A 20753-nucleotide genomic window follows, 5' to 3' on the forward strand; every position below is an offset into this window, starting at 1 on the left:
CGCCTATTATACACCGATGAAGGATAAACGCCGCTTTCCCGCGCGTGATCGCCAATGACGGGATTCAGCTAAATGATGGAAAACTGATATGGGCGGCATGGTGTGGGGGTGTTTGCGTTTCGTGCATTTCACGCTGAAAATGGGTGATGAAATTAATCAGCGCAGGCGAATGTGTCGTGGACTCATGGCGGGTGATCAGGCCAATATCCCAGATCATACCGCTGTCGGTTATAGGAATTAACATCATACCGTCGCGCAGCAGCGGGCGGGCCAGCCCTTCGACGAACACAAAAACGCCTTTGTTCAGCGTTACCAGATCATAGGCGACATGCAGGTCGTGACTGATGCGGGTATGGATGCGCGGCGAAACGCCAGCCTGATGCAGATGCTGCAAAATGGTTTCCTGAAGTCGGAAGGTTTCATCCAGCATAATCAGGGAGACATCCACCATATCGGTCAAGCGGATGGGGCGTGTTTTTGTCAATCGCGCCAGACGATGTTGCTCATTACTGACCAGCACGATCCGCTCCTGCTTGAGACTGATATAGCGTAAGCGTGTGGTATCACTGGGCCTGACGGTGATCGCCATATCCAGCGATCCGTTATCCACGCGAGCTTCACATTCAATATCGGAATGTTCGGACAGTTCACAGTCCGCTTCTTTATTTGAGGCGAGAAACTCCATCACCCGTTGCACGCCCAGGCTTTGTAGCGTACCGGGCGAAAAGCCCAGACGGTAGTGCGGGGGTTCATGATACTGTTGCCTGGCTCGTATATCGTTCTCCAGTACGGAGATACTGTCGATGACGCTCAGGGTTTTGGCATAAAGGTAGTCTCCCATCGCTGTCGGAGACATGCCGCGAGAATTGCGTTGGAACAGGGTGACGCCCAGTTCGGTTTCCAGATTAAGGATCTGCCTGCTCAGCGCTTGCTGGGAAATAAACAATTTTTGTGCGGAATGAGTCAGGCAACGATCCTCATACACCTGAACAAAATATTTCAGTGTGACAATATCCATATGCCATCACTCCCATCATCAATGAGCGCGTCAAGATTGGAACCCAGTGTAACCAGCCCTTTTCCGTCAAAATATGACCGCTATCATAGGAATAAAAAACACGTATAAATAAAAGGGATATTGCGCACAGTTTTGCTGTGCGCAAGGGGGTGAGTGAAGATGATTCCCTATTGCCTCATTGCAGAGGCAGACTGATCCCCAGGTGAACCATCGACATATTCACATCATTTTTGGCGAACAGAGCGATCAGAACGCGGCAGGAGACGGAAAATGTGCCGAAATCGTAGCCGACCATCGGGCCGACCGCGGCATATTCAGTTCGTTTCCCTTGCTTATGGAACCCCGGCATAGCGGCGACTTTTTGCCCTTGTATCTCGTCATCGCTGAACTGGCGGGTATAGTTGCCAATCATACCTAATACCCAGTTATCGACCGCTTTGGTTGCCGTCGCATCCAGATAATAGAGATGACCGGTTTGATAGTCGGTCGTTTTGTTGCGCGTGTTGATGTTGAAAATATTATTCAACGTGAAGGCCCAGTCATCCCGCAGATAGGTGATGGCGAGATTTGGCTGAAAAATATAGAAATTGTTGGCTGTGGAATTCCCCTGCATAACGTTCCTGCCGGCAGTTTCACTATAGCGGTATTCAAACTTGCCATTCTTCAGGCTGATCCCCGCGCCAAATCCCATGAACAGGCCGTTGCCCAGATCCCACGACAGCATCAGGGGCGTGAGCGTGGTGTTGAGTAGTCCGTCGTAATTATCGGTGCTTGTCGATAGGCCGTTATCGGTTTTGGCGCGGATCACGCGATACGGCTGGACTACGCTGAGCCCGTAACGAGCGCCCAGCATTTCCCAACCCGGCACCCATAATAGCGACGCCGCGGAACTGATAACCTTGAGTTTTACGCTGCCGCCGGGCGTTTGGGCTTTATCGCCGTTTTCATCCCGCAGAGAGCCGGTTTCATAAGAGCTTGCCAGAGAAAAATAGAGCCCGTCCGGTGGCAATAGACCGGCCGCGTTTCCTGTGGTGGCGCCCGGTTGCAAGGGTGTGACATTTTCCACGCCATACACCGCAGGAACCGCCATTATCGCTGAGGTCAGGAGTGTGATTCGAATCAATCTATTGATATTATTCATTATTCCCCCAGTGCATGTTCTGCACGATGGGGAGGCTGCGCTCCCCATCACGGCGTGCGGGAGGTTATTATTATTTCAGCGCACGGATATAGGCTGCGGCATTGACGCCGGACAGACGGCCTGAGGTGATCGCAAAGGAATAGGCCGATCCTGATGCCCACAGCGTGTAGGTTCTGCCATACAGTCCGCCAGCATCAAGGCCGGTGGCGTAGAGTCCTTTGATGACGTTATCCTGTTTGTCCGTCACCTCCATTGCCGGCGTGATCCGCATCCCGCCGAGGGTGCCGAAATAGTGAGGTTGAACTTTCAGCGCATAATAGGTCGGGCCGGTCAGCGGCATCACGCTGGCAGGATTTCGGACAAAATCCTCATCCACATTCTTCTCTTTAATCTGGTTATAGCGGGTGATTGTCGCTTTCAGCCGTTTGGGATCGACAGCGATCTTTTTAGCCAGTTCATCCAGCGAGCTTGCCATCACGACTTTGGCGCTGCCCGCTTTGATGGCGTTATCGACCTCTTTCTTCACATTGGTGAGTTTCTTCATCACCGGAATAATGACGCCCATCCCGGTTCTGGCGCCCTGTTCTTCGACATATTTCACCGTGTTGTCGTCAAAAATGGACCAGACAAAGCTGTCCCGTTGCGCTTCGATCGCGTTACCGGCAATGACAAAGCTTTGCACGACCGTTTCATCGATAAAGCGATCGCCATATTTGTTAACCCATAAATTGGGTTCCCACGCCATTGCCTGCAAATCGCCCACCAGTGGAATGCCTTTATCCGTCACCGCGGGGTGCATCATCAGCCCAAGTCCGACAGTATCCGCACCGACGCCCATCGCCATGTCAATGCCGTCGCCAGTCTTGTTCAGATTGGCAAAAGGCTTGATTTTTTCCGGATCAAAGGGCGTCCAGGCCTTGACTTTCTCTTTGCTGTCCTGAAATCCTCCGGTCGCCAGTATCACCGCTTTTGCCAGTATGGTGATCTTGTTGCCATCGGCATCTTCCGCTTCAACGCCCTTGATGGCGCCATTTTTATAGATTAGTTTTTTCCCTGGTGTTTTATACATAACCGTCACGCCCAACTCGTTGGCTCGCTCCACCATCCGCTTAATGAGCGCTGCCCCATGATGGGCGTTGCCGTAATCTTCCACGATATGCCATACCCGCGGTTCATGAGGGGATATCTGGGTGACGTAGAAATTGACGCCTTGATTTTCCAGCCAACGGATCGTTGCGCTGGATTCCTTCAGATACATTCTCACCACGGAGGGATTCACCCGGTAGGATTGATTAAACTCCATTGAGGTTCGATAAGCTTCTTCGGCGGTCATGGTGATCGAGTTTTTACGGGTTTGATTGGTGTTGACGCCAAAGAGTCCTTCGGCAAAATTGGAACTGCCGCCAGCTATCGCCTGTTTTTCCAGCGCGATAACCTTTAGTCCCGCTTCCGCCGCAGAGACGGCGGCGGATACGCCTGCTCCCCCGAATCCAACCACCACAACATCGGTTTCCATTTTACGTTCTTGTGGGACACTGTTTTGTGCGTGGCTGAGGGAGAGGCTGAAGATGAAAAGAAAGCAACCGATAGCGGTATTTCTTCTTAATCTGCTCATAGCGTTGTCTTCCTGTTATTGTAGGGTGGATGCCTTGTTTCCTGGTTATATCGTCTGCCTGTTCTATGATGAAAAAGGTATTCTGATGCAGCTTGATAAGAGGTCTGGATATTTTCCTAACGGCCATTCTGTCCCCGTATCGGTATGAGTTTTTAGGGGATAACAAGGCATGTTTTCACTATAACTGTATGAGATACATCGTAAAAACACTCTTTATTTGTAGTAGCCACAACCTCAGGTTGTGGCGTGCCGGGACAGAGGGGGTTGCCCGGATTTTGTTAATGTCAGGTTGACGAGAGCGGAGGAAAAGGTTCCCGTTAATCAAGGAACATCACGATGGTGAATGTATTAAAAGATAAGCTTGTTTCTATATTGGCAGCGCTACAGGAGCAAGGGATGACCCCGGAACAAGCCTTCGAACATATCCTTCAGGCTCTTGGAAACAACATCAGCGAGATCACGCAGATTTCTGTGATTACGCCGGGACTGATTGCCGATGTCTTGCATACGGTGTATCAGGATGAGATTTCCGCCCGTCAAATCGCCATGATCCTGCAACGATTAGGCTATAACAGACAGGCGGTGGCCGGTGCGTTACGCCAGCAATTTCCTGAACTTTCCCGTGCAAGCGGCGGGGCGATGGGAAGCTGATCCTCATTACGTCTGCCCGGCAAGTCAGTCGGGCAGCACGCCCGGTCTATTCATTGGTTATCACTAATAGATAACGACATTCACTTTGATGAGGATTATGAAAAGTGACCGGATGCCTCACGTCAAAATTCAGGCAATCACCTGGCGTGAGTGCAAAACGTTCATTATGGTATTCGACGGTCAACGCGCCTTCAATCAGCCACAGCCGCTGTTGGTAGGGATGACTGTTCCAGCGTGGATAGCTGACTTTGGCGAAAGCGGGAAGCATAATTTCAATCATTTCCAGCCCGGTGGCCGCTTCCCGCTCTGAAACCTGCCGCCGCAGATAGTGCCATTCAGGATCACGCCATGTTTCCTGCTCCGCTTTTCTCCGTAGCCGTTGGCGCGGTGGTTGGTCATTGCTTAAAAGCTGAGTAATGGGGACGCCCAATCCCGCCGCCAGTCGTCCGAGGATCGTGGCGCTGGGGCTGCTCGCTTTGCGTTCGATTTTAGAAATCATGGCCTTACTAACGCCCGACTGATGAGCCAGCAATTCAATACTCATGTTTTTAGCTTTACGTAATTGATAAAGCTGCGCAGCGATCACCTCGTCTATTGACACGGGAATCTCCTTTTGATTACTTTGGTGGAATAAATTCTACTATAGTATTTATTCGTTCAAAAGGTAACAGAAAATGAAACGAGTTGTCTGTACGGAAGCACGTCATGCACAGCAGATTTTGGATATTTTCAATGAGGCCATCATCAATTCAACGGCGCTGTATGATTACCAACCGCGACCATTGGCGAGCATGACGACCTGGTTTGCGCAAAAAAAGATCCACAATTTCCCTGTCATTGGCTATGAAAACCAGCAGGGCGAGTTATTGGGATTTGCCACCTATGGCACATTCCGTGACCGGCCCGCTTACAAATATTCCGTTGAACATTCAATTTACATTCATAAGGATCACCGGGGAAAAGGGCTGGGTAAACGGTTACTTCAGCAATTGATTGAAGCGGCGCAAGCGCAGGAAATGCATACTCTGGTTGCCGGTATTGATGCGGAAAACCGCGCCAGTATCGTCTTGCATGAAACGCTGGGTTTTCATCATGCTGGCACTATCCCCCAGGCTGCATTTAAATTTGGACGTTGGCTGGATCTGGTGTTTTATCAGTTAATCCTGGATACGCCGCGCCACCCGACGGAAGCGTCGTTCACGCAGACAAGTTAAATGCCATACTTATCCGAGAGCGTACAATTGGATGAATATTCGGTCATGCGGCAGGGAGGCTATCAGGTTTAGGAACGGCATCGCGCTTCAGATGAGGTATCCATGTATCACAGCATCAGTGGAGAGGATTATCATAAAATATTCGTCGTCGGTGATATCCACGGCTGTTATCAGTTATTGCTGGATGCGCTGAACGCGAGGAAATTCGATCGTCAAACTGATCTGCTGATATCGGTCGGGGATTTGATTGATCGCGGCCCCGATAGCTTGGCTTGTCTGGCGTTGCTGGATAAACCCTGGTTTACCGCTGTGTGCGGCAATCATGAACAAATGGCGCGAGAAGCGCTGAACGAAGGCAATCGCTGGCTTTGGGCGCGCAACGGCGGTTCATGGTATACCGGGCTGAGTGACGTCGATAAGCGTCTGGCGGCTGACCTGATAGCCCAAACCGCAAACCTGCCGCTGATCATTGATGTCAATATCGCCAGCCGCAACTATGTGATTGCCCATGCTGATTACCCTGCGGAGGATTATGCGTTTGGCAGGCAGGTTGACGAGGATGAGCTTGTCTGGGGACGCAATCGTATCACGCGGGCAATGGCGGGAGCAGGCAACAACATTACTGGGGCGCATCTGTTTATCTTCGGACACACGCCGCTCCACAAACCCTTGATATTTTTTAACCAGCTTTACATCGATACCGGCGCTGTGTTCGGTGGTCGGCTGACATTGATTGAACTGCGTTGACCCGGTAATCTGATTTTTTAACTTAATGATATTAATATAATAAAGATGAATTAAGACTTTGCTGGCGTACCTGGAAGCATTCTAATAATGAAAAGGCACAGGGCTTTTTTGCTATATTATTTTCATCAACGGCGATATAGCATTTAGTAAAGCGTTACCGGCTGTCCTGCCCGGCATACTTCCAGTCTTGGGGTTGTAGGTATAGCCACCTCATATGAATAATTCCGGCAAATTGCCGTGCATGTAAGTATATAAAATATGCAATATCAAAAGATAGGTTGAATACTGCGTAAGCAGAAAAGGGTTTGTGAGGCCAAAATAAAAAAGATTATGCGCAAAACTGCCCATCATTTTAATTAGATAATTTTATTTTAATAATCAATCAATTAATAGGTGATAAGTCGGTGAGCAACTGACGAGTGACTGATCACTCTGTAGCAAGATTTAGGACATGTATAGCCACCGTATACCACTAATATCTGGATTCAGGCGGATAATCATGGATACAAAAAAGCCCGCAGTTCAAAAGTGGGATGCGGGCTTTTTGTTCTTCATCGGCCTTATCTGGACTGGGGTAATCTGAATAATTCACGTAACATCATGATATTCATGTTTTAAGTGTGATTTCAGACTTTGTTGGTATACCTAAACGTATACCAATGCAGAAAAGTGATAGGGTTTTTTGCTAACGTTCTCACCCTACTAGCCCCACCTTTTTGTCACCTCAAATCATGACAATTCTTTGATAAATACACGCGAATATCACTTTTTAGTGGTTTTGGTGTGTACTTAATCCTGAAGGATGCTTATCAAACTAGTTCAAATGAGGCTAATTCTTTTAACAGGGTATTTGTGATAGGAAGATAGAGCGAATTAGGCTTACGTTGAAAGGCAACAAACCCATATTTCAGATAAAAATTCTTTGCAGCCTGATCTTTGGCATCGACATGTAAAGCCCATATTCCTGTTGTCGAGCGCGAGACATTGAGGAGCGCATCAACAAGTAATGAACCGCCTATGCCTTTTCCCGCAAATTCAGAATCGACGGCAAGGCGACCAAGTAATGCAGCGGGTACAGAAGGATAACGCGGAAGTTTCTTGGTAATCGTCTCGGGTAGGCCGCTGATGTCGATTGCACTGGAAGACAACGTATAAAAGCCTGCTACGTTATTGTTTTCATCAACGGCAACATAACATTTAGTAAAGCGTTCCCGGCTGTCCTGCCCGGCGTACTTTTGCAGGTAAGTATTTAACTCAGGAACGCCGCAATTAAAATCTTTCTTGTTATGGTTTTTGGCAAGTAGCGTGTAGGTCAATAAGCTCATTTTATCTTCCCAACGCTTTACGCCTTTGCATTGCGCTTAATAATGCAGGGGAAACCGGTGATTCGGATAGCAGTGAGTCAGCAAATTGCTTTTGGTCTTCAATTGCCAGTCTCAGGATCGCGGTTTCCTCTACGGCTCTTTTAGCGGCTTCCTGTGTTGCTGTGATAATAAAATCCGTCATTGTGCGCCCCTGCAACTCAGCGGCATGTTTGATCAATGCGTGGAGTTCCGAAGGAATGCGCGCTTCCAGTCTTGCGGTTGTAGGCATAGTTACCTCATATTCATAATTCCGGCAAATTGCCGTACAAATAGTATATGAAAGATACATAGCAAAAGATAGTCTGAGTATTCGCATCGGGGTCAGTCCAACGTTTAGGCCCAACGAAAACAATAGAGCTTTTCGTTGGGCCTATCAATGGGCCTAAAAGGTTCGGATTTAATTAGTTCTCTTCGGACTTCGCGGGACAAATTGAAGGTACAAAAAAGCCCGCAGGGCTTGCACCGTGCGGGCTCTTAGGACTTCATCGGGTGACTCTGGTAATCATCGATGGAGAATTTTGGTGGAGCTGGGGGGATTTGAACCCCCGTCCGGAATTACTCTACCGTCGGTACTACATGCTTAGTCTAATCTTTGCATTCGCCTGCTAGCTGCGGACAGACACGCCACTAACAAACTAGCCTGATTGGATTTAACGCTTCAACCCCAGGCAGGGCATCCACGCGATCTCTTTTAGGTTTGACCTCTCTTGATCCCCGTCCTAAGAGCGGAGGCTAGGGAGAGAGGGCTCTAAGCAGGTTATTAAGCTGCTAAAGCGTAGTTTTCGTCGTTTGCGACTATTTTTTTGCGGCTTTTTACGAGGCCAACCGCCCCTCGGCATGCACCTTGGGCTTTGCAAATCCCGTCGAATCCAGAATCAGCCCCCAAGAAACTTCCGCCAGTATACCAGAACTTATACCGCTTAAGCCACTGACTTAGCGGTTAGCATTCTTCATGATGCGGGCTTTGTCTAATTTCCATTCACGTTCTTTGATGTCATCACGTTTATCGTGATCTTTCTTACCTTTGGCAACGCCAATTTTGACTTTGCTCCAGGCGTTTTTCCAATACATGGATAAGGCGACAACCGTGTAACCTTCACGGCTGACACGACCAAACAGCGAGTCTAATTCTCGCTTATTCAGTAAGAGTTTACGGGTGCGCGTAGGGTCACAAACCACATGTGAAGACGCAACATTCAGCGGGGTGATCGTGGCGCCGAATAGAAACGCTTCACCGTCCCTGAATGTGACGTAGCTGTCGCTGATGTTGGCTTTGCCTGCTCGCAGTGATTTTACTTCCCAACCTTGCAACGCCAGCCCAGCCTCAAATTCTTCTTCAATGAAGTATTCGTGGCGAGCACGCTTGTTTTGCGCAATGGTAGCGGAACCGGGTTTATACGCTTTTTTCTTTGTCATAGTGCCGTCATTATACTGGATGTCAAAGGGAATGAAATCCCCGCCGTGCATCAGAGCGATTGTTGATGATATCGTGCGATAGTGCTCGCAGAATTTTTGTCTGCCAGCCCATCAATGCTATTATTTTGCGCGTTTTTTGAATCACGGAAAATTGTATGCCTAAAATTAGTCGTTCGGCACTGGTTCCCTTCAGTGCGGAGCAGATGTACCAACTGGTCAATGACGTTGCTTCTTATCCCGCCTTTTTGCCGGGATGTACGGGCAGTCGAATACTTTCATCGACGCCTGATGAAATGACGGCCGCGGTTGATGTTGCCAAGGCGGGCATTAGTAAGACATTTACCACACGCAATACGTTGACCAATAACCAAAATATCAATATGCAGTTGGTCGATGGTCCTTTTCGCCAATTAAGCGGTGACTGGCATTTTACGCCGCTGAGCGCGGATGCCTGCAAAGTGGAATTGCACCTTGATTTTGAATTCACCAATGCGCTGATTGAACTCGCTTTTGGTAAAATTTTCAAGGAACTGGCGGGAAGTATGGTGCAGGCTTTTACCCAGCGCGCCAAAGAGGTCTACAGTGCCTGACATCAGTGTGGATGTGGTATACGCGCTGCCGGAGCGACAATATTTGCGCACGCTGAAGCTGGCGCAAGGCAGTACGGTTGAACAGGCAATCATCGCGTCAGGGTTACTGGAACTGCGGCGTGATATCGATCTGCAAAGCAATAAAGTCGGCATTTACAGTCGCACGGTAAAACTGACGGATGTGTTAAATGATGGCGATCGCGTCGAGATCTATCGTCCTCTGATTGCCGATCCGAAAGAACTGCGCCGCCAGCGTGCTGAGCGCTCAAAAAAATAAGGCACTGTGTGCCTTATTGCTGTCGCCAGCCACCGGGTAGCCAAATCCTAGCTTATCAATCCGAGTCATTTACTCTCTCTGTGCGGGCGACCAACAAAATCGTGACGGATTAGTTCAGTGCCGGTTTGTTATCGATATTGATCAGCGCGCCGTCACCACTGAACGTCAGCGTTAACGTTTGCTGTTTTACTGACTCATGACCAGGCTGCTGGCGGAATATATAAAACCAGGTATCACTGCCGAACGGATCCTGCATCATGGGCGTACCCAGGGTATAAGCGACCTGTTGTTTGGTCATCCCGGTGTGAATTTTTGCGACGTCACCCGGTGCCAGATAGTTTCCCTGATTGATGTCTGGCCGATAGACCACTTTTTCCAATGTGGAACAACCGGCAGTCAGCATAACAACAACCACCGCAGCGACGACAGTCAGCGTTTTACAGCGCATAGTGATTTCATTCCTTAAGGGCATAGGTTGCCGATGATAATAGACCTTGCCTGACTTGAAAACCTGCAAGACCCCAGTATGACCTCAGGATTGCAAAAAAGTTGAGCTTTTTTACCTGTCATTGGCTTTGCAAACTGTTGTGACCCGTCAGGTTTATGCCGCCAGCAACTCTTTGGCATTTGCCAGCGTATGTTTGGTGACGGCGCTGCCGCCGAGTAAGCGTGCGAGTTCCTGTAGCCGTGCACGTTTGTCCAGCGGCTGCATCAGTGTTTCGGTTGCCGCGCCGTCTGTTTGCTTGCTGACAAAGAAATGGTGATGACCGCAACCTGCAACTTGTGGCAGGTGAGTGACACACATGACCTGTGTTGACTCCCCAAGCTGACGCAGCATTTTACCGACAATCGCCGCCGTCGGGCCGCTGATACCCACATCGACTTCATCAAAAATCAATGCCGGCGTATCCATTTTACGCGCGGTGATGACCTGAATAATCAGGGCAATACGTGACAGTTCCCCGCCCGACGCCACTTTCGCCAGTGATTGATGAGGTTGGCCTGGGTTGGTGGTGACGCAGAACTCAATGTTGTCGGCGCCGCTGGCGGTCAGGTATTCAGGAGTGAATTTCACGTCGATAGTGAAGTGGCCGTGCGGCATGGCCAGTTCATGCATATTGGCGGTGATAAGCCGCGCCAATTCGCCGGCATGATGCTGCCGGCGAATATGCAATTGTTCCGCGGCATGTAATGCCTGTTGATGATAGGCGCTGACTGCCGCGCTGAGCGTTTCATGGTCGCTTTCCTGTTGTTCCAGCAAGCGTTGCTCCTCCAACAGTTGCTGATAGAATGCGGGTAAGGCTTCCGGCGCGACATGGTGCTTACGAGCTAACGCCAGTTGGCGGGATAATCGTTGTTCAAGTTCGTATAGCCGGATGGGATCGAGATCCATCTGATCGCTATAGTGACGCAGTTCATCACTGGCTTCACTGATTTGGATCCCGGCTTCTTCGAGCATATTGAGCACGCCCGACAGTTTTTCATCCATGCTGATCAACTCACCAAGCTGGTTTTTTACGTTGTAGAGCATGCTGAGTATGTTCTGCTCTTCATTTTCGCTGAGCAATTGCAATGTTTGCTGGCTCAATGACAGTAACTGACCACTGTTCGACAGCCGCTTGTATTCGACATCAATCTGTTCATATTCGCCAGACTGAGGGGCGAATTCATTCAGTTCTTTCAATTGGTATTGCAGAAGTTCACGACGTGCTTCCCGCTCGATTGCCGCCTGCTGCAATTGCGCCAGTTCACGGCAGCTTTGATGCCATTGCTGCCAGATTTGCTGCATTGCCCGCAGCAAGTCGGGTTCGTCCGCATAGGCATCCAGCAGATGCTTTTGATGATCGGGTTTGAGCAGTAACTGGTGAGCGTGCTGGCCGTGAAGCTGAATCAGCGCTTGACCGAGTTCGCGCAACTGTGACAAAGGTACGGCTGTACCGTTGATAAAGCCGCGCGAACGCCCATCCGCGCCAATTACCCGTCGCAGCAGACATTCATTGCTGTCATCAAGTTGATTTTCCTCCAGCCATTGGCGCGCGGTGGGCGTATCGGCCAGAGAAAAACGGGCGCAAATATCGGCACGCGCCGCGCCGGGCCTGACCATGCTGGCGTCGGCGCGATTTCCCAGACAAAGGCCGAGGGCATCAATGGCAATGGATTTCCCGGCGCCGGTTTCGCCGGTAATCACGCTCATTCCTGCCTGAAAATCAATTTCCAATTCGCGCACGATGGCGAAGTTACTGATAGTGAGTTGCGCCAGCATGATGGTTTCCTGTATGTAATGACAATATGTAATTACATACAGTATAAACTGGTTTTATATACAGTAAAGTGGTGTGCGAAAATTTTAGAATAATTTTTTTGACCAGCCGAGTTTTGTGCTTAACGTATTGAAATAGCTGTAGTTTTTTGGGTGAATTAGATTCAGGTGATGCGCGCTGCGACGGATGAGCACCTCTTCACCTTGTTGCACCGGGAGTGAAATCTGGCTGTCGCAACTGATTTCCAGGTCATGGGTGATATGGGAAAACTTCAATCGAATCGTACTATTGTTGCTGATAACCAGCGGACGGGCCGAAAGCGTGTGGGGGAACATCGGCACCAGTGCAATGGCATCAAGCGAAGGGGTGAGGATCGGGCCGCCGCCGGAGAGTGAATAAGCGGTCGAACCGGTGGGCGTAGAGATGATCAAACCATCCGAACGCTGCGAAAACGCAAAGTTGTCGTCAATATAGACTTCAAATTCGATCATGTGCGCTACTTTGCCGGGATGGAGCACCACTTCGTTGATGGCGGTGCTGATGCTGTTTGGTTGGTCGGCGCGGCAGATATGCGCTTCCAGCATAAAACGTTGTTCGCTCAGATAATGGCCGTCAAGCACTTCCGAAAGCTGTTGCTGGGCGTGGTCAGGATCGAGGTCGGTCAGAAATCCGAGGTTGCCGCGATTAACGCCAATGACCTTGATGCCATAGCGGGACAGAACGCGGGCGGCGCCGAGCATATTGCCATCGCCGCCGACCACTACGGCGAGATCGGCGCGTTGTCCGATATCGGCCAGGCTGCCGGTTGGCGCGCCTTGCAGATTCAATTCACTGGCAATCTGTTGTTCAATCAGTACCGAATAACCTTTGCCGGTAAGCCAGTGATAAAGCATTTCATGGGTAGCCAGCGCGGTAGGATGTCGTGGATGGCCGACGATACCAATACAATTAAACGGTTTATTCATTGCTGTTATTATCCCAAGCGTGGTGTGCCGACGGTCTGCGGGACCAATATGTGACTGGTTCCCTTGAAACCCCGGTTTTGATCCCCATAATAGCAACTAGCGAGATTAATGCTAAACCGCGGAGAATTTCATGAGTAGTAAAGAACAGAACACGCCTGACGAGCAAGTCTTGGATCAAATGGATGCAGCAAAAGGGCCGCAGGAGGAAGTCGTGCCTGAGACGACAGCAGACGTAGCGGACCCGCGTGATGAGCGTATTGCGGAATTGGAAGCACAACTGAGCGAACTACAGCAGCGTGAACGCGATAGCGTACTGCGCGTCCGTGCCGAAGCCGATAATATTCGTCGTCGTGCGGAGATGGACATTGAGAAAGCCCATAAATTCGCGGTGGAGAAATTCGCCAGCGAAATGCTGCCGGTGATTGATAATCTTGAGCGTGCATTGGATATGGCGGACAAATCCAATGATGCGCTGGTATCAATGGTTGAAGGTGTTGAACTAACGCTGAAATCCCTGCTGGATGCTGTGCACAAGTTTGGCATTGAAGTCATTGGGGACGTGAACGTGCCGTTCAACCCGGAAGTGCATCAGGCGATGACCATGCTGGAATCGACTGATCATCAGCCTAACTATGTCATGATGGTGATGCAGAAAGGCTATACGCTCAATGGACGTCTGCTGCGTCCTGCTATGGTGGCCGTCTCCAAAGCGAAAGAGTAATTTTTCTCGCGTTTCCTCAATTGCTTCACGTCATTATCAACCCCATGCTTCAGGCGTGGGGTTTTTGTTTATATATTGTTAATATTTATTTGTTAAAAAAGGTGTTTTTGATTTAGCGATGGCTCATCATCTTTAGCTATTGGAAGAATTGGTATTGTCACTCTAGATGCGCTTGATAATCATTATCATTTGTGTGAGAGTGGATAAAACAATAGCGTTAGAAGGGACATACTATGCCGAATAGCCGTGTCGTCGGGTCAGTCAGTCGTACATCAAGAAAGGTCAAACTTTCTTTGATGGGGCCTGCGTTTATTGCGGCGATTGGGTACATTGATCCGGGTAACTTCGCCACCAATATCCAGTCTGGTGCGGCTTATGGCTATACCCTGCTGTGGGTGGTGGTGTGGGCCAACATCATGGCCATGCTGATTCAATTACTGTCCGCCAAACTTGGGATCGCAACCGGTAAAAATCTGGCTGAACTGATCCGCGATCGTTTTCCCCGGCCCGCAGTCTGGGCCTATTGGGTGCAGGCCGAGATTATCGCGATGGCAACCGATCTGGCTGAATTCATTGGCGCCGCCATTGGCTTCAAACTGTTGTTGGGCGTATCGTTGCTTGAAGGCGCTATCCTGACGGCTATCGCCACTCTGTTGATTTTAATGCTGCAAAAACGTGGGCAAAAGCCGCTGGAAATGGTGATTGGCGGGTTGCTGTTGTTTGTGGCTGCGGCTTATATCGTTGAACTGGTTTTCTCTCGCCCTGAGTTATCCGCGCTGGCCAAGGGGATCGCCATCCCCAGCCTGCCGACGTCGGAGGCGGTGTTGCTGGCGGCGGGGGTGCTGGGCGCCACCATCATGCCGCATGTGATTTATCTGCATTCTTCTCTGACGCAACATGAGGGAAAACATACCCGCGCGGAGCGTTATGCGGCGACCAAGGTTGATGTCGCTGTCGCCATGACGATTGCCGGTTTTGTTAATCTGGCGATGATGGCGACGGCAGCGGCGGCCTTTCACTTTAGCGGTAATCAGGATATTGCCGATCTCGATCAGGCTTATCTGACGCTTGAACCCTTATTGGGACAAGCCGCCGCCACTATTTTCGGGCTAAGTCTGGTGGTGGCGGGATTGTCCTCGACGGTTGTCGGCACGCTGGCCGGGCAAGTGGTCATGCAGGGATTTGTACATTTCCATATTCCGTTGTGGGTGCGGCGGGTAGTCACGATGTTGCCATCGTTCATCGTTATTCTTTCTGGTATGGACCCGACCCGCGTGCTGGTCATGAGCCAGGTGGTGCTGAGTTTCGGTATTGCGCTGGCGCTGGTTCCGCTGCTGGCTTTTACCGGCGACCGGACGCTAATGGGCGAGATGGTGAACGGTAAATGGATTCAGCGTATTGGTAAGGTGATTGTTGTGCTGGTGGTTTCCCTGAATCTTTACCTGTTGCTCGGCAGCGTGCTTGACATATAGAAACGGACGGCGTTTTATCGGCCCATATTCTGAATATATTATTGTTGTGAGGGGGGGAGATGTCATCGCCAATTACGCTCATTGAAAAGAAACTCCTGTCTGATCACTGGTTTATTCTGCATAAATATGTGTTTGATTTAAAAAGAAAGAATGGCGGCGTTATCCGTCAGATCCGTGAAGTGTATGACCGCGGCGATGGCGCGACCATCCTGTTGTACAACCGGGCGAAAGGAACGGTCGTGTTGACGCGACAGTTCCGCATTCCCACTTATGTCAACGGTAATGAGAGCGGTATGTTGTTGGAGGCCTGCGCCGGATTGCTGGATGATCATTCGCCGGAAGAATGTATCCGCAACGAGGCGATAGAAGAGACGGGCTATGCGATTGCCAACGTCGAGAAGTTGTTTGAGGCTTATATGTCGCCCGGCGGCGTCACTGAGCGTTTGCACTTCTTCGCGGCAGAGTATGACGAATCGCTGCATGACAACGCGGGCGGCGGCGTTGAGGACGAAGATATCGAAGTGCTGGAACTGCCGTTCACACAGGCAATGGCAATGATCAGCGATGGTCGGATCAAAGACGCCAAGACCATCATGTTGTTACAACATGCGCAAATTCAGGGATGGTTTGCAACGTAGCGCGCCATCGAACCTGTTTTTCCATCACGCGCTCCAGCGCTTCGGCTTCCTGACATTACTGTTAAAAATGGCTTATTTTCTGAACAAAAAACCATCAAATAAAATAACTATATTAATCAGTATTCACATCCGGTTTTTGTCATCCTTCATAGTTTCACAATTCTCAAACACTATACTGGGTAGTCTTGACCCTACATTCATGACACAACAAAAACCGATAAAGGATTAAATGATGGATGAGCAACTAAAGCAAAGCGCGCTTGATTTTCACCAGTATCCGGTTCCGGGGAAAATTCAGGTTTCGCCAACCAAGCCTTTGGCGACCCAGCGCGATCTGGCGCTGGCCTACTCTCCTGGTGTGGCGGCACCCTGTCTGGAAATTGCTGAAGATCCGCTGGCGGCATATAAATATACCGCGCGCGGCAATCTGGTCGCGGTTATTTCCAACGGAACCGCGGTTCTCGGCCTCGGTAATATCGGCGCGCTGGCCGGTAAACCAGTGATGGAAGGCAAGGGCGTTCTGTTTAAAAAGTTCTCCGGTATCGACGTATTCGATATTGAAGTGGATGAGCTTGATCCAGACAAATTGATCGACGTTATTGCGGCTCTGGAGCCGACGTTTGGCGGCATCAATCTGGAAGATATTAAAGCGCCGGAATGTTTCTATATTGAGAAGAAACTGCGCGAGCGTATGAAGATCCCGGTGTTCCATGACGATCAGCACGGCACCGCCATCATCTGTACCGCCGCGGTGCTCAACGGGTTGCGGGTGGTGGAAAAGAATATCTCCGATGTTCGTTTGGTGGTATCCGGGGCGGGGGCGGCGTCAATCGCCTGTCTGAACCTGTTGGTGGCGCTGGGACTTCAGAAGCACAACATCGTAGTTTGTGATTCTCGCGGCGTGATTTATCAGGGCCGTGATGAAAATATGGAAGAAACCAAAGCCGCCTATGCGATTCAGGATAATGGTGCCCGTAAGCTGGCGGACGTGATCCCCGACGCCGATATCTTTCTCGGTTGCTCCGGCGCCGGCGTATTGACGCCGGATATGGTGAAGACCATGGCCCCGCGTCCGCTGATTTTGGCGTTGGCGAACCCGGAACCGGAAATCCTGCCGCCGCTGGCGAAAGAAGTTCGTCCCGATGCGATTATCTGCACCGGTCGTTCCGATTATCCGAATCAGGTGAATAACGTCCTGTGTTTCCCGTTCATCTTCCGGGGCGCGCTGGATGTGGGCGCGACCACCATTAATGAAGAGATGAAGCTGGCCTGCGTTCATGCTATCGCTGATCTGGCGCTGGCGGAGCAAAGCGAAGTGGTGGCCTCGGCCTATGGCGATCAGGATCTATCATTTGGCCCGGAATATCTGATCCCGAAACCGTTCGATCCACGTCTGATCATCAAGATTGCTCCGGCTGTCGCAAAAGCGGCGATGGAATCCGGGGTGGCGACGCGTCCGATTGAGGATTTCGATGCTTATATCGAAAAACTGACGCAGTTTGTCTACAAAACCAACCTGTTTATGAAGCCGATTTTCTCTCAAGCGCGTCAGCAGCCCAAACGCGTGGTGTTTGCCGAGGGTGAGGATTCGCGCGTGCTGCATGCGACACAGGAACTGGTCACGCTGGGGCTGGCGTTCCCGATCCTGATCGGCCGTCCAAGCGTGATTGAGATGCGTTTGCAGAAACTGGGTTTGCAACTGACCATTGGCAAGGATTTCGACGTGGTCAACAATGAGTCCGATCCGCGTTTCAAGGAATACTGGAGTGAGTATTTCGAGATCATGAAGCGCCGCGGCGTGTCGCAGGAGCAAGCGCAACGTGCGGTGATCGGCAATCCGACGTTGATCGGCGCTATCATGGTGTTGCGCGGCGAAGCCGACGCATTGATTTGCGGAACCATCGGAACCTATGAAGAACATTTCGATGTAGTGGAGAAAGTCTTTGGCTACCGCGAAGGCGTCCATGTTGCCGGCGCGATGAATGCGTTGTTGTTGCCGAGCGGTAATACCTTTATCGCCGATACCTACGTCAACGCCGATCCAACACCGGAGCAACTGGCGGAAATCACTCTGATGGCGGCGGAAACCGTGCGTCGTTTCGGTATTGAACCTAAAGTGGCGTTGCTGTCTCATTCCAGTTTTGGCACATCTGACTCGTTGACGGCGCAGAAAATGCGCGCCACCCTGAGTTTGGTCAACAAGCTGGCGCCGGAACTGCAAATTGATGGCGAGATGCACGGCGACGCCGCGCTGGTGGAAGCGATCCGCCGCGAGCAAATGCCGGATAGCCCGCTGAAAGGTTCGGCCAACATTCTGATCATGCCGACGATGGAAGCGGCGCGAATCAGCTATAACCTGCTGCGTGTTTCCTCTTCCGAAGGGGTAACGGTGGGGCCGGTACTGATGGGCGTAGCCAAACCGGTACACATCCTGACGCCGATCGCATCAGTACGCCGTATCATCAACATGGTGGCGCTGGCGGTAGTGGAAGCGCAAACACAACCGCTATAATGTGCTGCCAACCATAACGTCATCTCTGGCCCGGCTAACTCGCCGGGCTTTTTTTATGCCGCAACCATTTGTCCAACTCATTGGCAAACTGCTGTCGGTCCCGCTGATTCAGGGCATTCGGGCCGCCGGTTTGTACCCCGCTGGCGCGCATCGTATCCATGAAGTCCCGCATATTCAGCCGCTCACGAATAGTATCGGGCGTATAGCGCTCACCACGGGGATTTAACGCGACACCCCCTTTTTCGATCACGTCGGCGGCCAGCGGAATATCGCTGGTGACCACTAAATCGCCGGCTGCAACGCGCCGTACAATTTCGTTATCGGCGACATCGAATCCGGCTGAAACGCGCAGCGTGCGAATAAAACGTGACGGCGGGACTTTCAGCGATTGATTGGCGACCAGCGTGGTCAGCGTCGCTGTACGCTCCGCCGCGCGATACAGCACGTCTTTGATGACATTGGGACAAGCGTCGGCATCCACCCAGATTTGCATAGGTATTACTCCGTTGCCGGGAGATTGCCGTCATCATCGGCCAGCCAGTCTCTGGCGGGCAGGAAATCCCGGTATAGCGCCGCTTCCGGGCTATCGGGCTGAGGATGATACTGATATTCCCAGCGCGCCAGCGGCGGCATCGACATTAAAATCGATTCGGTTCGCCCGCCGCTTTGCAGGCCGAATAACGTACCGCGATCCCAGACCAAATTAAATTCCACGTAACGCCCACGACGATATAACTGAAATTCGCGCTCCCGCTCCCCCCACGGCAACGCTTTGCGACGTTCGACTATCGGCAGATAGGCATCCAGAAACCCTTCTCCAACCGCACGGGTGAAGGCGAATGCGGTATCAAAGTCGGGCGTGTTCAGATCGTCAAAGAACAATCCGCCAATACCGCGGGCTTCATTACGGTGTTTCAGGAAGAAATAGTCATCACACCATTTTTTATAATGCGCATAGATCTCCTCGCCGAACGGACGGCATAAATTGAGCGCCGTCTTGTGCCAGTACACTGCGTCTTCCTTGAAACCATAGAATGGGGTTAAGTCAAAGCCGCCGCCGAACCACCATACCGGATCTTCTCCCGGTTTTTCCGCGATGAAAAAGCGCACATTGGCATGACTGGTGGGAACATAGGGATTTTGCGGGTGAACGACCAGCGAGACGCCCATCGCCTGATAGCTGCGGCCCGCCAGTTCAGGGCGATGGGCGCTGGCGGATGGGGGAAGCGACTGGCCGTAGACATGCGAGAAGTTGACGCCGGCCCGCTCGAAGACATTGCCGCCGGTTAGCACGCGACTGCGTCCGCCGCCGCCTTCCGCACGCAGCCAGACATCTTCATCAAAATCGGCGCCGCCGTCCGCCGCGGCAAGCTGCTGACAGATAGCATCCTGTAAAGTAAGCAAAAATTGTTTTACAGCACTGATGTTTGACATGCGTACATCCTTTTATCCGGCGCAAGGTGAGGCAATAAATGCGGTCAGTATAACGATTATTGCCGCGCAATAAAGACAGCCGCGGCGCCAGCCCCGGATTATCTCTTGCTGGTGAGCCGCAATTTGAGATTGCGTCTGACAAAAATCACGCGATAATCAGAACAGGCCTAATTACAAGGTGGCAAACGCGATGGAAATCCGCATATTCAGGCAAGATGATTTTGAGGAAGTGATCACTCTTTGGGAACGTTGTGATCTATTGCGCCCATGGAACGATCCTGAGATGGATATTGAACGTAAGCTGAATCATGATCCCGATCTGTTTCTGGTTGCCGAAGTGAGCGGTGAAGTGGTGGGTTCGGTGATGGGCGGATACGACGGACATCGCGGCGCCGCGTATTATCTGGGCGTACACCCGGATTATCGGGGACGCGGCATTGCCAATGCGCTGATCAGCCGGTTGGAGAAAAAGCTTATCGCACGCGGTTGTCCCAAGATCCATCTGATGGTGCGCGAAGATAACGATGCGGTGATCGGCATGTATGAAAAGCTGGACTACGAAATCGTCGATTGCGTAACGCTGGGAAAACGGCTGATTGAGGATCAGGAGTATTGAAGCGTACTGGCTTCTCCCATGTTGCGATAATCGCTTTTCGCCGTCATGTTCTAGCACCGTTGTTTGATCTGTATAGGGGAGAACCAACGGATCGAGCAGTT

22 protein-coding genes and 1 other RNA gene are annotated in these 20753 nt (G+C 51.0%); 10 read left to right on the top strand and 13 right to left on the bottom strand.

Features of this window, described 5'->3' with window-relative positions:
- Nucleotides 1–64: 64 nt before the first annotated feature.
- The 3 genes from NC856_RS07860 to NC856_RS07870 form a co-directional block, all read right to left on the bottom strand.
- The gene (locus NC856_RS07860) at nucleotides 65–1018 is read right to left on the bottom strand and encodes a LysR family transcriptional regulator (protein WP_264089872.1); all 954 of its coding nucleotides are present in this window, start codon (nucleotides 1016–1018) and stop codon (nucleotides 65–67) included.
- Nucleotides 1019–1193: 175 nt separating this feature from the next.
- Nucleotides 1194–2159, bottom strand: a complete 966-nt coding sequence (locus NC856_RS07865) for a SphA family protein (RefSeq protein ID WP_264089873.1) — start codon at nucleotides 2157–2159, stop codon at nucleotides 1194–1196.
- A gap of 70 nt (nucleotides 2160–2229) precedes the next feature.
- Nucleotides 2230–3774, bottom strand: coding sequence for an FAD-dependent oxidoreductase (locus NC856_RS07870; protein ID WP_264089874.1), 1545 nt, complete (start codon nucleotides 3772–3774; stop codon nucleotides 2230–2232).
- Nucleotides 3775–4110: 336 nt separating this feature from the next.
- On the opposite strand from NC856_RS07870, the gene NC856_RS07875 reads away from it, so the two are divergent.
- Nucleotides 4111–4425, top strand: coding sequence for a hypothetical protein (locus NC856_RS07875; protein WP_264089875.1), 315 nt, complete (start codon nucleotides 4111–4113; stop codon nucleotides 4423–4425).
- A gap of 46 nt (nucleotides 4426–4471) precedes the next feature.
- Here NC856_RS07875 and NC856_RS07880 read toward each other — a convergent pair whose 3' ends face one another.
- Nucleotides 4472–5026, bottom strand: a complete 555-nt coding sequence (locus NC856_RS07880) for a helix-turn-helix domain-containing protein (RefSeq protein WP_264089876.1) — start codon at nucleotides 5024–5026, stop codon at nucleotides 4472–4474.
- Between the two features lie 73 nt (nucleotides 5027–5099).
- Here NC856_RS07880 and NC856_RS07885 point away from each other — a divergent pair, with 73 nt between their 5' ends.
- Together NC856_RS07885 and NC856_RS07890 are read left to right on the top strand one after the other, a co-directional pair.
- On the top strand, nucleotides 5100–5639 hold the full coding sequence (locus NC856_RS07885) for a GNAT family N-acetyltransferase (RefSeq protein ID WP_264089877.1): 540 nt from the start codon (nucleotides 5100–5102) through the stop codon (nucleotides 5637–5639).
- 102 nt (nucleotides 5640–5741) lie between these two features.
- Nucleotides 5742–6386, top strand: coding sequence for a metallophosphoesterase (locus tag NC856_RS07890; protein ID WP_264089878.1), 645 nt, complete (start codon nucleotides 5742–5744; stop codon nucleotides 6384–6386).
- An 809-nt stretch (nucleotides 6387–7195) separates the two neighbouring features.
- Here the strand turns inward: NC856_RS07890 and NC856_RS07895 are convergent.
- The 4 genes from NC856_RS07895 to smpB form a co-directional block, all read right to left on the bottom strand.
- Nucleotides 7196–7711 (bottom strand): GNAT family N-acetyltransferase, encoded by a 516-nt coding sequence (locus NC856_RS07895; RefSeq protein WP_264089879.1) that lies wholly within the window; start codon nucleotides 7709–7711, stop codon nucleotides 7196–7198.
- A 1-nt stretch (nucleotide 7712) separates the two neighbouring features.
- The gene (locus NC856_RS07900; RefSeq protein WP_264089880.1) at nucleotides 7713–7979 is read right to left on the bottom strand and encodes a type II toxin-antitoxin system TacA family antitoxin; all 267 of its coding nucleotides are present in this window, start codon (nucleotides 7977–7979) and stop codon (nucleotides 7713–7715) included.
- Between the two features lie 290 nt (nucleotides 7980–8269).
- Nucleotides 8270–8633, bottom strand: a transfer-messenger RNA (tmRNA) gene (gene ssrA, locus NC856_RS07905).
- Nucleotides 8634–8683: 50 nt separating this feature from the next.
- Nucleotides 8684–9166 (bottom strand): SsrA-binding protein SmpB, encoded by a 483-nt coding sequence (gene smpB / locus NC856_RS07910; protein WP_113868785.1) that lies wholly within the window; start codon nucleotides 9164–9166, stop codon nucleotides 8684–8686.
- 155 nt (nucleotides 9167–9321) lie between these two features.
- On the opposite strand from smpB, the gene NC856_RS07915 reads away from it, so the two are divergent.
- On the top strand, nucleotides 9322–9756 hold the full coding sequence (locus tag NC856_RS07915; protein WP_264089881.1) for a type II toxin-antitoxin system RatA family toxin: 435 nt from the start codon (nucleotides 9322–9324) through the stop codon (nucleotides 9754–9756).
- Nucleotides 9749–10033, top strand: a complete 285-nt coding sequence (locus NC856_RS07920; protein WP_264089882.1) for an RnfH family protein — start codon at nucleotides 9749–9751, stop codon at nucleotides 10031–10033. The genes NC856_RS07915 and NC856_RS07920 overlap by 8 nt, the downstream gene beginning before the upstream one ends.
- A 109-nt stretch (nucleotides 10034–10142) precedes the next feature.
- Here the strand turns inward: NC856_RS07920 and bamE are convergent, their stop codons facing one another.
- From bamE to nadK, 3 genes are all read right to left on the bottom strand, one after another.
- Complete coding sequence (gene bamE / locus NC856_RS07925; protein WP_264089883.1) at nucleotides 10143–10481, bottom strand: outer membrane protein assembly factor BamE; 339 nt, start codon at nucleotides 10479–10481, stop codon at nucleotides 10143–10145.
- Between the two features lie 153 nt (nucleotides 10482–10634).
- The gene (recN, locus tag NC856_RS07930) at nucleotides 10635–12296 is read right to left on the bottom strand and encodes a DNA repair protein RecN (protein WP_264089884.1); all 1662 of its coding nucleotides are present in this window, start codon (nucleotides 12294–12296) and stop codon (nucleotides 10635–10637) included.
- A gap of 84 nt (nucleotides 12297–12380) precedes the next feature.
- Entirely contained in the window at nucleotides 12381–13259 is an 879-nt protein-coding gene (gene nadK / locus NC856_RS07935) for an NAD(+) kinase (protein ID WP_264089885.1), read from the bottom strand.
- A gap of 130 nt (nucleotides 13260–13389) precedes the next feature.
- On the opposite strand from nadK, the gene grpE reads away from it, so the two are divergent.
- From grpE to maeB, 4 genes are all read left to right on the top strand, one after another.
- Nucleotides 13390–13980, top strand: a complete 591-nt coding sequence (gene grpE / locus NC856_RS07940; protein ID WP_264089886.1) for a nucleotide exchange factor GrpE — start codon at nucleotides 13390–13392, stop codon at nucleotides 13978–13980.
- 233 nt (nucleotides 13981–14213) lie between these two features.
- Nucleotides 14214–15452: an Nramp family divalent metal transporter gene (locus NC856_RS07945; RefSeq protein ID WP_264089887.1), complete on the top strand. Its 1239-nt coding sequence runs from the start codon at nucleotides 14214–14216 to the stop codon at nucleotides 15450–15452.
- A 59-nt stretch (nucleotides 15453–15511) separates the two neighbouring features.
- On the top strand, nucleotides 15512–16090 hold the full coding sequence (gene nudK / locus NC856_RS07950; RefSeq protein WP_264089888.1) for a GDP-mannose pyrophosphatase NudK: 579 nt from the start codon (nucleotides 15512–15514) through the stop codon (nucleotides 16088–16090).
- A 232-nt stretch (nucleotides 16091–16322) separates the two neighbouring features.
- On the top strand, nucleotides 16323–18602 hold the full coding sequence (gene maeB, locus NC856_RS07955; protein WP_264089889.1) for an NADP-dependent oxaloacetate-decarboxylating malate dehydrogenase: 2280 nt from the start codon (nucleotides 16323–16325) through the stop codon (nucleotides 18600–18602).
- Nucleotides 18603–18636: 34 nt separating this feature from the next.
- Here the strand turns inward: maeB and NC856_RS07960 are convergent, their stop codons facing one another.
- Entirely contained in the window at nucleotides 18637–19095 is a 459-nt protein-coding gene (locus NC856_RS07960; RefSeq protein ID WP_264089890.1) for a YaiI/YqxD family protein, read from the bottom strand.
- Between the two features lie 5 nt (nucleotides 19096–19100).
- Nucleotides 19101–20036: an oxygen-dependent coproporphyrinogen oxidase gene (gene hemF, locus NC856_RS07965; RefSeq protein WP_264089891.1), complete on the bottom strand. Its 936-nt coding sequence runs from the start codon at nucleotides 20034–20036 to the stop codon at nucleotides 19101–19103.
- A gap of 190 nt (nucleotides 20037–20226) precedes the next feature.
- Between hemF and NC856_RS07970 the strand changes: the two genes are divergently transcribed.
- Nucleotides 20227–20652: a GNAT family acetyltransferase gene (locus NC856_RS07970; protein WP_113868810.1), complete on the top strand. Its 426-nt coding sequence runs from the start codon at nucleotides 20227–20229 to the stop codon at nucleotides 20650–20652.
- Nucleotides 20653–20753 lie beyond the last annotated feature (101 nt).

This window comes from Brenneria izbisi, assembly GCF_025840185.1.
Classification (GTDB): Bacteria; Pseudomonadota; Gammaproteobacteria; order Enterobacterales; family Enterobacteriaceae; genus Brenneria; species Brenneria izbisi.

Coding starts and splice junctions, on each gene's coding strand:
- NC856_RS07860 (WP_264089872.1), bottom strand. CDS start 1,018: ATGGATATTGTCACACTGAAATATTTTGTTCAGGTGTATGAGGATCGT.
- NC856_RS07865 (WP_264089873.1), bottom strand. CDS start 2,159: ATGAATAATATCAATAGATTGATTCGAATCACACTCCTGACCTCAGCG.
- NC856_RS07870 (WP_264089874.1), bottom strand. CDS start 3,774: ATGAGCAGATTAAGAAGAAATACCGCTATCGGTTGCTTTCTTTTCATC.
- NC856_RS07875 (WP_264089875.1), top strand. CDS start 4,111: ATGGTGAATGTATTAAAAGATAAGCTTGTTTCTATATTGGCAGCGCTA.
- NC856_RS07885 (WP_264089877.1), top strand. CDS start 5,100: ATGAAACGAGTTGTCTGTACGGAAGCACGTCATGCACAGCAGATTTTG.
- NC856_RS07890 (WP_264089878.1), top strand. CDS start 5,742: ATGTATCACAGCATCAGTGGAGAGGATTATCATAAAATATTCGTCGTC.
- NC856_RS07895 (WP_264089879.1), bottom strand. CDS start 7,711: ATGAGCTTATTGACCTACACGCTACTTGCCAAAAACCATAACAAGAAA.
- NC856_RS07900 (WP_264089880.1), bottom strand. CDS start 7,979: ATGCCTACAACCGCAAGACTGGAAGCGCGCATTCCTTCGGAACTCCAC.
- smpB (WP_113868785.1), bottom strand. CDS start 9,166: ATGACAAAGAAAAAAGCGTATAAACCCGGTTCCGCTACCATTGCGCAA.
- NC856_RS07915 (WP_264089881.1), top strand. CDS start 9,322: ATGCCTAAAATTAGTCGTTCGGCACTGGTTCCCTTCAGTGCGGAGCAG.
- bamE (WP_264089883.1), bottom strand. CDS start 10,481: ATGCGCTGTAAAACGCTGACTGTCGTCGCTGCGGTGGTTGTTGTTATG.
- recN (WP_264089884.1), bottom strand. CDS start 12,296: ATGCTGGCGCAACTCACTATCAGTAACTTCGCCATCGTGCGCGAATTG.
- nadK (WP_264089885.1), bottom strand. CDS start 13,259: ATGAATAAACCGTTTAATTGTATTGGTATCGTCGGCCATCCACGACAT.
- grpE (WP_264089886.1), top strand. CDS start 13,390: ATGAGTAGTAAAGAACAGAACACGCCTGACGAGCAAGTCTTGGATCAA.
- NC856_RS07945 (WP_264089887.1), top strand. CDS start 14,214: ATGCCGAATAGCCGTGTCGTCGGGTCAGTCAGTCGTACATCAAGAAAG.
- nudK (WP_264089888.1), top strand. CDS start 15,512: ATGTCATCGCCAATTACGCTCATTGAAAAGAAACTCCTGTCTGATCAC.
- maeB (WP_264089889.1), top strand. CDS start 16,323: ATGGATGAGCAACTAAAGCAAAGCGCGCTTGATTTTCACCAGTATCCG.
- NC856_RS07960 (WP_264089890.1), bottom strand. CDS start 19,095: ATGCAAATCTGGGTGGATGCCGACGCTTGTCCCAATGTCATCAAAGAC.
- hemF (WP_264089891.1), bottom strand. CDS start 20,036: ATGTCAAACATCAGTGCTGTAAAACAATTTTTGCTTACTTTACAGGAT.
- NC856_RS07970 (WP_113868810.1), top strand. CDS start 20,227: ATGGAAATCCGCATATTCAGGCAAGATGATTTTGAGGAAGTGATCACT.